At 48.6% G+C, this 14,836-nt stretch carries 15 protein-coding genes and 1 tRNA gene; 14 read left to right on the top strand and 2 right to left on the bottom strand.

Features of this window, described 5'->3' with window-relative positions; all coding sequences use genetic code 11:
- Positions 1-68: 68 nt before the first annotated feature.
- The 6 genes from COV46_04565 (at position 69) to COV46_04540 (ending at position 3,847) form a co-directional block, all read left to right on the top strand.
- Positions 69-455, top strand: coding sequence for a 30S ribosomal protein S13 (locus COV46_04565; protein ID PIR17280.1), 387 nt, complete (start codon positions 69-71; stop codon positions 453-455).
- Between the two features lie 81 nt (positions 456-536).
- Entirely contained in the window at positions 537-1,058 is a 522-nt protein-coding gene (locus COV46_04560) for a 30S ribosomal protein S11 (protein PIR17279.1), read from the top strand.
- 6 nt (positions 1,059-1,064) lie between these two features.
- Complete coding sequence (locus tag COV46_04555) at positions 1,065-1,694, top strand: 30S ribosomal protein S4 (GenBank protein PIR17278.1); 630 nt, start codon at positions 1,065-1,067, stop codon at positions 1,692-1,694.
- 86 nt (positions 1,695-1,780) lie between these two features.
- Positions 1,781-2,791 carry a DNA-directed RNA polymerase subunit alpha gene (locus COV46_04550; protein ID PIR17277.1) on the top strand — a complete coding sequence of 337 codons (1,011 nt, stop codon included), beginning with the start codon at positions 1,781-1,783 and terminating at the stop codon, positions 2,789-2,791.
- 93 nt (positions 2,792-2,884) lie between these two features.
- On the top strand, positions 2,885-3,316 hold the full coding sequence (locus COV46_04545; protein PIR17276.1) for a 50S ribosomal protein L17: 432 nt from the start codon (positions 2,885-2,887) through the stop codon (positions 3,314-3,316).
- Positions 3,317-3,325: 9 nt separating this feature from the next.
- Complete coding sequence (locus COV46_04540) at positions 3,326-3,847, top strand: thioredoxin (protein PIR17275.1); 522 nt, start codon at positions 3,326-3,328, stop codon at positions 3,845-3,847.
- 324 nt (positions 3,848-4,171) lie between these two features.
- Here the strand turns inward: COV46_04540 and COV46_04535 are convergent, their stop codons facing one another.
- The gene (locus COV46_04535; GenBank protein PIR17274.1) at positions 4,172-6,244 is read right to left on the bottom strand and encodes a hypothetical protein; all 2,073 of its coding nucleotides are present in this window, start codon (positions 6,242-6,244) and stop codon (positions 4,172-4,174) included.
- 87 nt (positions 6,245-6,331) lie between these two features.
- Positions 6,332-8,626: an NADH-quinone oxidoreductase subunit NuoF gene (locus tag COV46_04530; protein PIR17273.1), complete on the bottom strand. Its 2,295-nt coding sequence runs from the start codon at positions 8,624-8,626 to the stop codon at positions 6,332-6,334.
- A 240-nt stretch (positions 8,627-8,866) separates the two neighbouring features.
- Between COV46_04530 and COV46_04525 the strand changes: the two genes are divergently transcribed.
- From COV46_04525 to COV46_04490, 8 genes are all read left to right on the top strand, one after another.
- Positions 8,867-8,942, top strand: a tRNA-Arg gene (locus COV46_04525).
- Between the two features lie 484 nt (positions 8,943-9,426).
- On the top strand, positions 9,427-10,080 hold the full coding sequence (locus tag COV46_04520) for a hypothetical protein (GenBank protein PIR17272.1): 654 nt from the start codon (positions 9,427-9,429) through the stop codon (positions 10,078-10,080).
- Positions 10,081-10,095: 15 nt separating this feature from the next.
- Positions 10,096-11,592 carry a type I restriction-modification system subunit M gene (locus tag COV46_04515; protein PIR17271.1) on the top strand — a complete coding sequence of 499 codons (1,497 nt, stop codon included), beginning with the start codon at positions 10,096-10,098 and terminating at the stop codon, positions 11,590-11,592.
- A 46-nt stretch (positions 11,593-11,638) separates the two neighbouring features.
- Positions 11,639-12,478 (top strand): hypothetical protein, encoded by an 840-nt coding sequence (locus tag COV46_04510; protein PIR17270.1) that lies wholly within the window; start codon positions 11,639-11,641, stop codon positions 12,476-12,478.
- A 104-nt stretch (positions 12,479-12,582) separates the two neighbouring features.
- Positions 12,583-12,756: a hypothetical protein gene (locus COV46_04505; protein ID PIR17358.1), complete on the top strand. Its 174-nt coding sequence runs from the start codon at positions 12,583-12,585 to the stop codon at positions 12,754-12,756.
- The gene (locus COV46_04500; protein ID PIR17269.1) at positions 12,753-13,148 is read left to right on the top strand and encodes a hypothetical protein; all 396 of its coding nucleotides are present in this window, start codon (positions 12,753-12,755) and stop codon (positions 13,146-13,148) included. The genes COV46_04505 and COV46_04500 overlap by 4 nt, the downstream gene beginning before the upstream one ends.
- Entirely contained in the window at positions 13,145-13,669 is a 525-nt protein-coding gene (locus tag COV46_04495; GenBank protein ID PIR17268.1) for a hypothetical protein, read from the top strand. The genes COV46_04500 and COV46_04495 overlap by 4 nt, the downstream gene beginning before the upstream one ends.
- Positions 13,670-13,673: 4 nt before the next feature.
- A partial coding sequence (locus COV46_04490; GenBank protein ID PIR17267.1) for a hypothetical protein occupies positions 13,674-14,836 on the top strand: 1,163 nt, incomplete at its 3' end.

Here is a 14,836-nt window from a genome sequence, read left to right as displayed (position 1 = left end):
GTAGCTTGTAACCCGTGACTTGTTTTTTACAATTCACGAGTCACGAGTCACGAGTCACGATATAAAATATGCCAAGACTAGCAGGTGTAGACATACCTACAAAAAAAAAGATAACTTTCTCGCTCCGTTATATCTACGGGATCGGGGCAAAGGTGGCTAATGATATTTGCGAAGAGGCAAAGATAGACCCCAACCTTCGCGCAGAGAAGCTTACCGATGCGCAAGTGGCCAGTATCCGCGAGATCATCGATTCCAAGTTCAAGGTGGAAGGCGATCTCAGGCGCGAGGTTCAGGCTAACGTCAAACTTTTAAAGGACCTTGGTGCATACAGGGGACTTCGCCACATAAGGCATCTCCCCGCTAGAGGCCAGAGGAGCCATACCAACGCAAGAACAGCTAAGGGGAGGCCGCGCATGGCGATCGCAGGCAAGAAACAGGCCCCGGGCGCAAAGTAAAAGCGGTTAACAGGTTTCCAGGTTAACAGGTTTAAAACCTGGAAACCTGGAAACCTGGAAACCTGCTAACTGGAGTTAAATATGTCAGATGAGATCAAAGAAGTAAAAGAGACAAAGGATGCAAAACCAAAACCACCGAAGCCCGAAAAAACGGCGGCTCCGGAAGGCGCAAAACCAGCAGGTGCGAAACCTGAAGGTGCGGTAGCTGTGGCAGGTGAAGCGGTCGCGGTGGTGAAGAAAAAGAAGAACAAGAAGAACGTGGCTGTAGGCATAGTCAATATTCAGGCAACGTTCAACAACACTATCATTACCATAGCCGATCCCAGCGGAAACGTTCTTTGCTGGGCCACATCGGGTGGAAAAGGTTTTAAAGGTTCCAAAAAAGGGACTCCATTCGCCGCACAGCTGGCAAGCGAAACAGCATGCAGAAAGGCGCTCGAATTTGGAATGAAATCAGTTACAGTCTATGTTAGAGGCCCCGGCGCAGGGAGAGAGTCTGCGGTGAGAGCCATTGCACATACCGGATTAAGAGTTTCATCCATCCGCGACCTGACTCCGATACCGCACAACGGTTGCAGGCCGCCCAAGAGAAGGAGAATATAAAGCATTATGGCAAAGTATACCGAAGCAGTTTGTAGATTATGCAGGCGCGATGGAATAAAGCTCTTTTTAAAGGGCGAGCGTTGCTTTACCGACAAATGCGCAATTGAGCGCAGGGCCTACGCGCCCGGCCAGCACGGCCAGCGTGGCGGAAGAAAGCCTACGGAATATGCCGTTCAGCTTCGCGAAAAGCAGAAGGTGAAACGTATCTACGGCATCATGGAACGCCAGTTCAGGCGCTATTTCTCCATGGCCGAAAGAATGCACGGCATCACCGGCGAGAACCTGCTCCAGCTGTTGGAACGCAGACTCGACAATATGGTCTACCGCATGGGTTTTGCCACATCGCGTGCCGAAGCAAGACACATGGTAAGGCTCGGACATTTCCTTGTGAACAACAAGAGGAACACCATCCCTTCATATATTGTGAAACAGGGCGATGTTGTCTCTATTAAAGAGAAATCGCGCGCAAGCGTTTGGGTGAAGAACGCGCTTGAATCGGCCGATCGTCACGGTATCCCTGAATGGGTACAGATAAACAAAGAAAAGTTCACCGGCACCGTCGCTGCCTACCCGGCACGCGATCAGATAACTATGCCGATAAATGAACAGATGATAGTTGAACTTTATTCTAAATGACCTGAGCGAAGCGAAGGTCACCACGGGCCCGCCGGAGGCGGTTTGAGGGGTTCCCCGAACGTAGTTGAAAAAAATAGGAGTTAAACATGTATAGAAATTGGCGTGATCTTATTAAACCAAAAGGTTTGGAAGTTGAAAAGAATACACTTACAGCGACCTACGGCAGGTTCGTTGCAAAGCCGCTGGAACGCGGATACGGCATAACCTTGGGTAATTCCCTTCGCCGCATCCTCCTTTCGTCGCTTCAGGGTGCCGCGATCTACGCTGTCAGAATAGACGGTGTCCTTCACGAGTTCTCGACCATTCCGGGGGTTCGCGAAGACGTTACGAACCTCATCCTTAATCTCAAAGAGCTGCGCTTAAAACTTAACGAAGGCGAACAGGACATAATGACCATAAACGCCTCCGGAGAGAAGGACATCAAGGCTTCCGATATTAAAATATCCTCCAAGATAGAGATATTGAACCCGGACCTTCATATTGCAACGCTCGGGCCTGAAGGCAAGCTCAAGATGGAGCTCTATGTAAAGATGGGGAGAGGATACGTCCCCGCAGAGCGCAACAAGGAGGAGTCACAGCCTATCGGAGTTGTTCCTATCGATTCTATCTTTACCCCTATCCTTAAGGTCAACTACAACGTCACGAACGCCCGTGTAGGTCAGATGACAGATTACGATAAGCTTACGATGGAGGTCTGGACGGATGGTTCCGTCAGACCGGACGACGCGGTGGCGTTCTCGGCAAAGATCCTCAAAGAACAGCTACAGATATTCATCAACTTTGAAGAGACGGTGGAACCGATAGAAGAGGCGATGATCGAAGAGCTGCCAAAGCTCAACTCCAACCTCTATAGAAGGGTCGATGAGCTTGAACTTTCGGTCAGAAGCGCTAACTGTCTGCAGAACGCCAGCATCAAGTATATCGGCGAACTTTGCGAGAGGTCAGAACCTGAGATGCTCAAGACGAAGAACTTCGGAAGAAAATCCCTTAACGAAATAAAAGAGATCCTCACATCCATGGGGCTTTCATTAGGTATGAAGCTCGACGGTTTCGACATAAAGGATGCGGAAAAGTACAGACCGAAAGAGATAGAATAAACAAGGGCCAGCAAGGCAAACAAGGCCAGCAAAGCAAGCAAGGTTTGACTTTGCTGGCGTTGCTGGCATGGAACCTTGCTGGCGGTATTCAATATGAGACATAATATCGCACACAGAAAATTAGGGCGCACCACCGGACACAGGCTGGCGCTTTTTAGGAACATGCTCTCGGCCCTTGTAACAAGGGACAGAATAGAGACAACTCTTGCCAAGGCAAAAGAGTTAAGGCCGCTAGCCGACAAACTGGTTACACTTGCCAAGAAGGGGACCCTATGCTCCAGAAGGACGGCATTTTCCCTTTTGAGAGATGATATATCGGTCAAGAAGCTTTTCTCCACCCTTGTGGACAGATACAGAGAGAGAAAAGGCGGATACACACGTATCTATAAGCTCGGATTCAGACACGGTGACAGCGCTCCGATGGCGATTCTTGAGTATTTAACGGCTGAGATCAAGAAAGAATCTTCCGAGAGCAAGAAGACATCAAAGGTTAAGAAAGCCCCCGCAAAAAAGGAAAAGAAGTAAACTTTTCTCATGAAATTAAAGCTGACCCTTCTTTTTGTTCTGCTTGCGGTCATCTTAGGGAAGTTCACTTACGATCAGATAGTGCCTCCATTTAAGAAAGGCGATGCCGCGCCTGAGTTCTCTCTGAGCGATCTCGACGGCAAGACCGTTAGGTTCTCCGATTTTAGCGGCGGTCCGCTTCTTGTCCACTTTTGGGCCACATGGTGCAACCAGTGTGTTGAAGAACTTCCGTCGCTTAGTAAGTTCTCCGAAAAATTCCCGGACGCAAAAGTAGTCGCCATAAGTGAGGATGAGGCCGGTAGTGACGCGGTCCTTAAGTTCTTCGGAAATATCAAGCCATCATTTTTGGTTTTGCTGGATCCTGAGGGGCACGTTGCCGACAAATACAAGTCCTACAAGGTCCCAGAGACCTACTTAATAGATAAGGACGGTAAGATCCTTCACCATTTTATCGGTGCCGTTTCGTGGACCAATCCTAAAGTTGCTTCATTTATTCGAGGCTCGATAGCAGATTCCGCGGCGTTTGAGTGAATTCGGACACCGGTCGCTTATAGTTTTTAACAAAGGTATTACGGCTCTTCTCCCGATCTGGTGGGCCATTTGCGGGACAAGATGGCGGGAAGAAGCGATTAGACGCGAATCATCTGTTTATAAACTTAAGAAGAAAGTTGTTTTCAGGCGCGACAAGCAGTTATCCACGCACGCGCACCAGCCCGTAAGGAGCTGGTGTGCGCGTGGGTGGGTAACTCACCCAAGAATGTTATGAGCCACTCAGCATAAATGTCCCGCAAATGACCCACCCATATCCGCGAAGAGCCGGTTAAAATACTATAGAACCGTAAGCGCCCGGCGAACCTAACAATTACCCGCAAATCGGTTCTTGAACGAAAGGGCGCCGGTGGGGCAGAGGTCGACCACCTCGAGACATTCGCCGATCTTCGTCTCGATAAGCTTCTGATTCAAGGGCGGCCTTACTACGGTGTCAAAGCCGCGTTTGACGAACCCTAAGCAGTCGAGGTTCTTCACTTCAGAACAATAGCGTACGCAGTTGCCGCAAAGTATGCATTTGTGCGATTCGTAAAGGACCAACGGGTGAGAATCGTCCACAAAGAACGTTCTTCTGGCGCCTTTAAAACGGTCCTGAACAACCCCGTATTCGGTGCAAAGGTCTTGGATCTTGCATTTGCCGGCCTGTGTGCATCCGCAGGTAAGGCATCTCTTTGCCTCGTTCAACGCCGATTTATAATCAAAGCCTATCTCGACCTCTTCAAAGCTCTTTACACGTGGTTCCATTTCCATCTCCGGCATCTTTTCGCGTTCAGCCTTGGAAACATTCTCCAATATCTCTTTCGGTGCGTCTTCTTTCTTTTTGCCCATGGTTGAATAGAACTCTGCAGGTTCGCCGATCACGTATTCGCCTTCAAGGTACTGGTTTATTGCGGCGGCCCCTTTTCTTCCTGCGGCAAGTGCCCTTATAGCGATATCTGCGCCGGACGTGCAGTCGCCGCCCGCGAAGACGCCTTTAACGTTCGTCTCAAAAGTGTTTGGATTGACATCTAAAGTGTTCCACTTGGTAAGATTGAAATTGTTCATCTGATAGGTTGATGAGTCGACCTTCTGACCGATAGCGGATATCACCGTGGAGGCTTCAATTGTATATTCGCTTCCCTTCATCGGGACTGGTTTTCTTCTGCCGGACGAATCGGGTTCTCCAAGCTCCATCTTGATGCAGGTGAGCTCGATCCCTTCATTGGTTCGCTTCATGGCGGTGGGAGCAGAGAGATACATCATCTTAACGCCTTCTTGTTCGGCCGCTTCTATCTCCATTTCGTTCGCGGGCATTTCGTGGCGCGTCCTTCTGTAGAGAATGATGACCTCTTTGGCGCCGATCCTTAGAGAGGTCCTTGCCGCGTCTATGGCGGTATTTCCGCCGCCGACGACAACTACGCGGTCGCCTACCTCTATCTGGGCCCCCTTGGAGGCGTCTTCAAGGAAGGCTATCCCCGAAAGGGCGCCGCCGTCGTCTTCGCCGGCAACTCCCATGGCGGAGGCTATTTGCGCACCTACGGCTACGAATATGGCGTCAAACCCGTCTTTCTTAAGAGAGTTAAGGTCGAAGTCCTTGCCGTAAACGGTATTTTGTTTAAAGACGGTCCCCATTTTTTCGATGGTCGATATCTCTTTGTCAAGGATGTCACGTGGAAGCCTGTATGCAGGGATGCCGTAGCGGAGCATGCCGCCCGATTTTGAGTGGGCGTCAAATATGGTCACCGCGTGGCCTGCTTGTCTAAGATAGAAAGCAGAAGACAGCCCGGCCGGTCCGCCGCCTATCACCGCCACTTTTTTACCGGAATCGCTGCCAACATCCGGGATATATACTTCACCCGATTCAAGCTCGACATCGGCGACCTTTCTTTTCAGGAAACAGATAGAAACAGCCCCTTCAAGGAGTCCGCGCCTGCAGGCAGTTTCGCACGGTCTCGGACATACGCGTCCGAGGGAGGCGGGGAGGGGAATGGTCTCCTTTATTATCCTTATCGCTTCTTTAGGTTTGTTATCGAGGAGGAAATGTATGAAACCGGGGATGTCGCAGCCGGCAGGGCATGCCGCCTGGCACGGGGCCAGACAGTCGCCGCAGTGGTCGGACATTAAGAGCTCAAGACACGTCTTTCGGCTCTGGCGTATACGTTCCGATTCGGTCGTTATCTCCATATTGGGGGAGACCTGAAGCGAACACGAAGGGGCAAGGTTGGCGCGTCCCTTTACCTCGACCACGCATAGGAAGCATGATGTAAAAGGTTTTGTCTCTTTTAGATAGCAAAGGGTCGGTATCTTGAACCCGTTCCGCTCCGCTACCTGAAGGATGGTCTCTCCCTCGGCGGCCTCGCATGCCTTGTTGTTGACAGTGATGTTAAATTTATTGGTCATATGTTTTATGTCGTCCTGGGCGATAACGAAGGATCCCCCGCATCTTGGTTGCCGGGATCCTTCGGCCTAACGGCCTTAGGATGAGCGCTAGCTTACCAGTATCGCCTCGAACTTGCATGTTTCCTTGCATGCGCCGCAGTGTGTGCAGAGCTTTTTGTCGAGGGTGTGCGGTTTTCTCTTTTCGCCGGCTATCGCCTTTACGGGGCAGGCACGCACACATGCGCCGCATCCCGTGCACTTTTCGACAAGTATTGCGAATTCGATAAGATCCCTGCAGACGCCGGCCGGACACTTTTTGTTCCTGATATGCGCTTCATATTCGTGCCGGAAATATCGCAGGGTCGTTAGAACCGGATTCGGTGCCGTTTGTCCGAGGCCGCAAAGGGAGGTCGTCTTTATCTGCCGGGCAAGCTCTTCAAGCATCTGGATATCCGATTCGAAGCCTTCCCCCTTGCAGATGCGGTCCAGCGTTTCGAGCATTCTCTTCGTTCCTATCCTGCAGAAGGTGCACTTTCCGCACGATTCCTTTTGCGTGAAATCGAGAAAGAAACGGGCCACATCTACCATGCACGTCTCCTCGTCCATTACGACCATGCCGCCGGAGCCCATTATGGCGCCGGTCTTGGTGATCTCGTCATAATCGACCGGCGTATTCATAAGACTTTCTGGGATACATCCGCCCGACGGTCCGCCCATCTGCACCGCTTTGACAGGCTTGCCGCTGGAAGTGCCGCCGCCTACGTCGTTTATTATCTCACGAAGCGTGATGCCCATCGGGACCTCAACAAGGCCCCCGCGCTTTATCTTTCCTGCCAGCGCAAAGACCTTGGAGCCTTTGCTTTTTTCCGTTCCCATGGCGGCAAAAGCCCCCCCGCCGTTGTTGATTATCCAGGGAATGTTTGCGAACGTCTCGACGTTATTTATGTTGGTCGGTTTTCCCCATAGTCCGGAAATCGCAGGGAAGGGTGGGCGTATCCTTGGCATCCCTCTGTTTCCTTCAATTGAGCCGATGAGGGCCGTTTCTTCTCCGCAGACAAATGCGCCGGCGCCTTCTTTTATGTGGATGTTAAGAAAATAGCCCTTTCCTAATATGTTATTTCCGAGCAGGTTCTTCTTTTCGGCCTCATCGATAGCTTTGTAGAGTCTTCTTACCGCCAGCGGATATTCCGCGCGGCAGTAAATGTATCCTTCGGTCGCGCCAATGGCGAGGCCGGCGATGATCATTCCTTCAAGGACGCGATGCGGATCGCTTTCAAGGACAGAACGGTCCATGAACGCCCCGGGATCTCCTTCGTCGGCGTTGCAGATGATATATTTTTGGTCGCCCTTAGCCGCGCGCGCGAACTTCCATTTTAGGCCGGTAGAAAAGCCGCCGCCGCCGCGCCCGCGAAGGCCGGAAAGGGTTACATCGTTTATTATTGCCTCGGGCCCCATTTCAAAGGCCTTCTTTATGGCGGTGTAGCCACCTGCCTTTATATAGTCGTCGATCGATTCGGGGTCTATCTTTCCGCAGTTCTCAAGAACTATGCGTTTCTGTTTGCTGAAATATTTCCCTTCGGATGATTCTTTGTTATCTACATTGAGAAGCCATTCTGAATGAGGCTGGTTCGCGCCTATATGGTCTAAAAGGAGCTTCTTTGCCTTAAAGAGTTCGATGTTGCCGTAAAGATACGCGGTTCCCTTTCTATCCTTAAGCTCTATCAAGGGTTCTCTGTGGCAGAGGCCCATACAGCCGGCTATCGTTACCTTAATTGGAAGCTTATATTCTTTTTTAGCGGCCTCAAAAAGTTTGTGAACGTCCCCGGCTCCGGAGGCTATCCCGCAACTTCCAAGACCTATGACCACCTCGGCAATCTCTGTTTCTTGGCCACGCTTCCATTCAACGCCTTCCAAATAGTCCTTTTTGCCGCCGCATTCGCAGTTCTTGCGGTGAGTATCAACGGCCCTCGGCGCCTTGGTTCGGTTAAGACCGCCATAGGTGGTCTCGTCTATCATTATGACGGGGGCAAGCGAGCAGCAGCCAAGGCAGGCTACCGATTCTAGCGTGAACATGTTATCTTCGGTCGTTCCGCCTTCCGGGGCATCTAAATGTTCCGAGAGAGACTCGGATATTCCTACGGCTCCGGCAACATGGCAAGCGGTGCCGTGGCAGACTTTTATTATATGTTGGCCGACAGGGGAGAGCCGGAACTGTGCGTAGAAAGTCGCCACACCGTAAAGACCGGTTGCCGAGATGCCGGTCTTCTCGCTCACATATCTAAGGTCGTCGAGCGGCAGGTAGCGGTATTTATTCTGTATATCCTGCAGTGTCGGGATGGTGGCGGAAGGCGTTTTACCCCTTTTTTCTATTATACGGTCCAGTTCTTTTGCGTGTTCTGTCATAAATATATCCCCTTTTTCTGGGGACACACTCGGCGCGCGTCCCCGGACGGCGCATTTAATTGGATTTGGCCTCGAATGTCAAATGTTGAGTAAAAAAGAGGCCGCTTTTGACCAAGGATTTTGATGTTGAAATGTTTAGTGAAATTGTGTCATAAGCTCACTTACAAATTCAGCCCGCCGATCAAACGTGGCGGGCATAAGAATCGCTAAGCTCGAAGACTTGCTAAGAGCGGATCTTATGGACCCATAGCTCAGCGGATAGAGCTCCTGCCTTCTAAGCAGGATGCCGCAGGTTCGATTCCTGCTGGGTCCGCCACGTGGAACGAATCGCACTTAATTGGGCGATTCGTTCTTTATTTTCGGGGCTTTGCGCCGGTTCTAGCCCTTTGTATTTAGATTCAATGGCCGGGTAGGCATTTTCTATCGGCACAAGCCACTCGTTGGTGTGGATAGTGAGTTTGCCGTCTTTGATGGTTGAGTTCGAGCCTAATGCCATAAGTATTTGCTTCTTGGTTTCAAGATTGCCCGTAAGGAAGGATTCACGGGCGTGTGTTGCAAAATTGAAAGCCCTTTCTGCGACCTCGATCCAACGCTCAGCCCGATCTTCTGTCTCTCTCAAATTTTTCTTCAGGTGGCATCTCTGTCTCCAATTGGTGACGTTTCTCTTTGAACTGCTCATCCGTGAGTGAATCGTTCAGAGACGCATTTCAAGGGTGATATCGACAGGTCTATAAAATATGTTGTAAATAAAAAGATGCAAAAATAATAATTGACATTGGCACGTATACCGTATATTCGTCATGAATCATCAAAAAAGATGCATTTTAATTTGTAGCTTGTTTGAGAAAAAATGTGAGGAGAGATCAGTGAAAGTTGGTGAGGTTGTAGACATTCAGTTTGGGTTCCAAGCGCGTGAGCGGCGTCATGCCAGGGTTGTGAATCATCATGGCAGTCACTCGCTTATCCAAATTAAAGATGTGGATAATGCGGGCAATCTCCTCATCGATCAGCTCTCCAAAATAACGCCCACGGGAAGTGTTGATCGCTATCTCGTTACAAAGGGCGACGTCCTGTTTTTATCGCGCGGACAAAATAATATCGCTATCACCATTCGCCAGCCGCTGGAGAATACGCTTGCCTCCTATTATTTTTATATCCTCCGCGCCAATCCCAAGCGCGTGCTGCCAGATTACCTCGCTTGGTTCATCAACCAACCCTCTGCCCAGGCCTTTTTTGGCAGTGCGGGACAAGGGTCCCTTGTGAGGATGGTGCCCAAATCAACCTTTGAAGAATTGGAAATCCAACTTCCTTCACTCAATACGCAAAAGGCCATTGCGGAACTTGATGTGCTTCAAAAGAAAGAGGCGCATGCAATGGAACATTTGGTGCGCTCACGGAAGCGTTTAATCGATGGCCTGTCATTAAAGGCAGCCACTGGGGAAAGTCAGACTTAACAGGAGATCACAATTATGGAAAACTCAGTCTCACAAAAAGAAATCAACGACATGGTTTGGCGCGCCTGCGATACCTTTCGCGGCACCCTCGATCCCGCGCAGTACAAAGATTATATCCTCGTCATGCTCTTTATCAAATACATGAGTGATCTGTGGAAAGACACGCGGGAACAATTTGAGGCAAAATACAACGGAGACAAACAGCGGGTTGAGCGTGCCCTGTCACGCGAGCGCTTTGTGATGCCGTCGGAATCTGATTTTGAATTTCTCCACAGCAAGCGAAGAGAGAACAATATTGGTGAACTGATTAATATTGCCCTCGAAAAAATCGAGGATGCCAACAAGGGTAAGCTGGAAAATGTTTTCCGGAATATCGATTTCAACAGTGAACCCTACCTGGGACAAACCAAAGACAGAAACCGCCGACTGATTCACCTCTTGGAAGACTTTGCCAATCCCAAACTCGATCTGCGCCCCTTGCGTATTGGCAATCAGGATGTCATCGGCAATGCCTATGAATACCTTATTGCCCACTTTGCCGCCGACGCCGGGAAAAAAGGGGGAGAATTTTATACCCCCGGTGAAGTCGCGACCCTGCTTGCACGTTTGTTGGAACCGAAATCCGGTGATCGCATTTGTGACCCGGCCTGCGGGTCGGGCTCGCTTTTGATTCGTGTTGCCCAAGAAATCCCAAAACATGATTTTGCCCTCTTTGGCCAAGAGTCCAACGGCTCCACCTGGGCGCTCTGTCGCATGAATATGTTTTTGCATGGCATGGACAGTGCCCGCATTGAATGGTGCAATACCATCACCAGTCCCCGTTTGGTTGAAGGCGATAGCTTGATGAAATTCAATGTTGTCGTGGCGAACCCCCCTTTTAGTCTCGATAAGTGGGGTGCCGATGAAGCGGCGCACGATCCGTTCAATCGCTTTTGGCGCGGAATTCCTCCCAAGAGTAAAGGAGATTATGCCTTCATCAGTCACATGGTGGAAACAGCGCTCGAAGGCGATGGCCGCGTCGGAGTGATTGTTCCACACGGTGTCTTGTTTCGTGGTGGCGCCGAGGGAAAAATCCGGCAGGCAATGATTGAAGAAAATTTGCTCAAAGCGGTGATCGGCTTACCTGCCAATCTCTTCTTTGGAACGGGCATCCCGGCGGCGATTCTTATCTTCGATAAGAACAAAAAGATCAAAGACGTGCTCTTCATCGATGCCAGCCGGGAATATCTGGACGGCAAAAAACAAAACTACCTCCGCGACCAGGATATCGAAAAAATCGTCAAAGCCTTCAAGGCATTCAAAAACATCGACAAGTACGCCTACCGCGCCACAGTCGATGAAATCAAAGAGAACGACTTCAATCTGAATATCCCCCGTTATGTGGACACCTTTGAAGAAGAGGCCGAGGTCAATATTCCTGCAGTACAGAAAGAAATCAAACAGATCGAAGCGGAGCTGGCTACGACACGCAAGGAGATGGATAAGTATTTAAAGGAATTGGGGTTGGTGTGAGTTGTACGGAAAAATCGTGCAACTGAATATTTGAAACGAGGACAATATGAAAAATAATTTAGCCATCTTTGAAGAGTATAAAATTCGCCGCATTTATGATGAAGAAGCGGAGACGTGGTATTTTTCTGTGATTGATATTATTCAGGCTTTGACTGACCAGCCTGAATTTCAAAAGGCCAGAAAATACTGGAACAAGCTCAAAGAACGGCTCAAGAAAGACGGAAGTGAAGTGGTGACAAATTGTCACCAGTTGAAAATGTTGTTTGAAGACGGCAAGTTACGTCTGACTGATGCGGCCACTCCCGAAACTCTTCTTAGGCTTATCCAATCTGTCCCCAGTCCCAAAGCGGAACCCATCAAGCTATGGCTCGCCAAAGTGGGCTATGAACGCATGCAGGAAATGGCCGACCCCGCCCGCTCACTCGATCGTGCCCGCGATACGTGGAAAAAGCATGGTCGTAGCGAAAAGTGGATCCAACAGCGGATGATGGGTCAGGAAACCCGCAACAAATTGACCGACTATTGGAGTGACCACGGCATCAAGGAAGGAGAAGAGTACGCCATCCTCACAAATATTATTCATCAGGAATGGTCCGATGTTTCCGTCAAAGAGCATAAAGCTATCAAAGGACTCAAAACTCAAAATTTACGTGACCATATGAGCGAGGCGGAATTGATCTTTACAGCTTTGGCGGAACTTTCCACCCGACAAATAGCCGACAGTGTGAAAGCGACTGGCATGGATGAAAATAAAGTGGCTGGTATCAAAGGTGGCAGGATTGCCAAGAAAGCGCGTCAGGAATTGGAAGCCAAAACAGGGCGCAAAGTGGTGACCGCTGGAAATTATTTGCCACCGAAGAAACAGAAAGAGTTGAAGGGAAAGTAAACCCAGGACCATTTTCCCGATGTCGGCAAAATGGTTTCGGGGGCACATAGAACAAGGGTGGGGGCAAAATGCCACCCCCCTTTCGAAAATTGGAAGGACCAATTATGGCTAAAAATCCACCACCAGGTGACAACCGACGTAAAGGGGCTGTCAAAGACAGGTCTCAAACACATAATCCAAAAACGGATCGCTTTGTAAAACGTGATACGGACACGGGCCGCTTCATTGATCAGAAGTCCGACAAAAAGCCTTTTAAGGGCGTGAGGAAAGAGAAATGAGTTTATTCAAAAAATCTGCGTTTATCAGCTTTGATTTCGATCATGATGAGTTTTTGAGGATAGCCCTTGTTGGCCAGGCCAATAATGATGACTCCCCTTTTGAAATTATCGATCGTTCAGTTAAAGAGCATCTGACAGGAGATTGGAAAGTCAAAGTTAAGGGCAGAATTCAGCGCGCTAATCTTGTAATAGTCATTTGTGGTCAACATACACACAACGCAAGCGGTGTGGCGGCTGAACTTCAAATTACCAAAGATGCAGGCAAACCTTATTTTCTGCTCAAAGGTTATTCAGATAAAAATTGTACTTGGCCAACAACAGCGGGTCAGCAGGACAAAATGTATGACTGGACATGGCCCAATCTCAAATTGCTTATCGGGGGTTCCCGATGAGCACCCCCACCAACGATCTAGCTGAAGCGCTGTGGAATGATAAGCCCACTCAAAACGGTTACCAATCCGAGGAACAGTACCACGAGCATATTCTTGAACAGTATAAACTCTGCATTGAGATGGCTGATCGCATCAGTAGTCGGCGCGACGTGGCGAATGGGTTCTTTCTTACATTAAACAGCTTGATTTTAGGGGCTGTCGGTTTCCTGTTCGAGAAACAAAATTTCCTGCCTTCCAGTTGGGCCTTATTGCTTCCCCTCGCTGTTTTGCTACTTGAATGCTTTTTCTGGTGGCGTCTGATTATTTCATACAAGCAATTGAACGGGGCTAAATTTCAGATCATCGGGGAACTTGAATCGCGCCTTCCCGCGAGTCCATATGGGAAAGCTGAATGGGATCTTTTGCTCAAGAAAGGATCCGAGCGAAAAACGTATTGGCCGCTGACGCATTTGGAATCAAAGATTCCGGTCATTTTTGGGATTGGGTATCTCGTTGTGACAATTGTTTTCTTACTAAAGTGAAAATATGAAACGTGAAGCAGTACATATTTATGAAGATGGGCATGCCAGTGGTGACACAGAACTATGGAAACGAGTGAGCTTACTGAACGTCGTTGAAATAGTCAGTGGACAGGTCGATCCAAAGCAATCTCCATATAATGAAATGATTTTAGTCGCACCGGACCATATTGAACCATGCACTGGAAGAATTATTTCAAAAGAGACTGCTCGTACTCAATCTGCAATCAGCGGGAAATATTATGCCAAAAAAGGATGCGTACTTTATTCAAAAATTCGACCCTATTTATGCAAAGCAGCTATAGCGGATGAAGACGTGCTTTGTAGTGCTGATATGTACCCTATCCACTGCAAAGACGAAATACTTCCTCAGTATTTATTGTATATATTGCTCTCTAAACATTTTACTGATTTTACCGCTTCAATGTCTGGTCGGACGGGCATACCAAAAATTAATAGAGAGGAGTTGGCTGAGTATCATTTTGATCTTCCAACAATAGAAAACCAATTAAAAATCTCGAAAATCCTCAACACATGGGACACCGCCATCACCCAAACCGAACGACTGATTGCTGCTAAACAAAAACTAAAAAAAGGTCTGATGCAGCAGTTGTTGACGGGGAAGCGAAGATTAGAAAAATTCAATGAGCAGTGGGTTCCAATATCTCTTAATGATGTGGCAGCTTTAAAAAATGGATACGCATTCAAAAGTGAAAGTTATGATTCAAAAGGGAAGTATTCAATAATTACAATTTCAAATGTACAAGATGGATGCATGCATGCGCGCGGCTGTGACAGAATTGCATCGTTGCCGCCAGATCTGCAAGAGCATCACATGCTACATAACGGTGACATATTAATATCAATGACAGGCAATGTTGGTCGCGTTTGCAGAGTCAATACTCAAGATACACTTCTTAACCAACGAGTAGGAAAACTAGTTCCAAAAAAAATTAATAATGGTTTCTTTTTTTGTTTAATAAATTCTCAAGGTTTTATCCGAGAAATGGCTAAAAAAGCACAAGGCGGTGCTCAAGGCAATATTGGAATTGGCGATATATTAGGCTACGAAACTAATATCCCTAAACTTGAAGAAGAACAAAAAGAGATTTCCACTATCTCAAATGCAATCAGTGATGAAATCAATTTGTTGCATCAGAGTTCTATAAA

The organism is Deltaproteobacteria bacterium CG11_big_fil_rev_8_21_14_0_20_49_13 (assembly GCA_002796305.1).
Lineage (GTDB): Bacteria > UBA10199 > UBA10199.
This window is presented reverse-complemented; position numbering and strand designations above follow the sequence as displayed.

Bases quoted from the DNA above. Each gene is read 5' to 3' on its own strand.
- COV46_04565 (PIR17280.1), top strand. From the start codon at position 69: ATGCCAAGACTAGCAGGTGTAGACATACCTACAAAAAAAAAGATAACT.
- COV46_04505 (PIR17358.1), top strand. From the start codon at position 12,583: ATGGCTAAAAATCCACCACCAGGTGACAACCGACGTAAAGGGGCTGTC.
- COV46_04500 (PIR17269.1), top strand. From the start codon at position 12,753: ATGAGTTTATTCAAAAAATCTGCGTTTATCAGCTTTGATTTCGATCAT.
- COV46_04510 (PIR17270.1), top strand. From the start codon at position 11,639: ATGAAAAATAATTTAGCCATCTTTGAAGAGTATAAAATTCGCCGCATT.
- COV46_04545 (PIR17276.1), top strand. From the start codon at position 2,885: ATGAGACATAATATCGCACACAGAAAATTAGGGCGCACCACCGGACAC.
- COV46_04540 (PIR17275.1), top strand. From the start codon at position 3,326: ATGAAATTAAAGCTGACCCTTCTTTTTGTTCTGCTTGCGGTCATCTTA.
- COV46_04530 (PIR17273.1), bottom strand. From the start codon at position 8,626: ATGACAGAACACGCAAAAGAACTGGACCGTATAATAGAAAAAAGGGGT.
- COV46_04520 (PIR17272.1), top strand. From the start codon at position 9,427: ATGAATCATCAAAAAAGATGCATTTTAATTTGTAGCTTGTTTGAGAAA.
- COV46_04535 (PIR17274.1), bottom strand. From the start codon at position 6,244: ATGACCAATAAATTTAACATCACTGTCAACAACAAGGCATGCGAGGCC.
- COV46_04515 (PIR17271.1), top strand. From the start codon at position 10,096: ATGGAAAACTCAGTCTCACAAAAAGAAATCAACGACATGGTTTGGCGC.
- COV46_04560 (PIR17279.1), top strand. From the start codon at position 537: ATGTCAGATGAGATCAAAGAAGTAAAAGAGACAAAGGATGCAAAACCA.
- COV46_04555 (PIR17278.1), top strand. From the start codon at position 1,065: ATGGCAAAGTATACCGAAGCAGTTTGTAGATTATGCAGGCGCGATGGA.
- COV46_04550 (PIR17277.1), top strand. From the start codon at position 1,781: ATGTATAGAAATTGGCGTGATCTTATTAAACCAAAAGGTTTGGAAGTT.
- COV46_04495 (PIR17268.1), top strand. From the start codon at position 13,145: ATGAGCACCCCCACCAACGATCTAGCTGAAGCGCTGTGGAATGATAAG.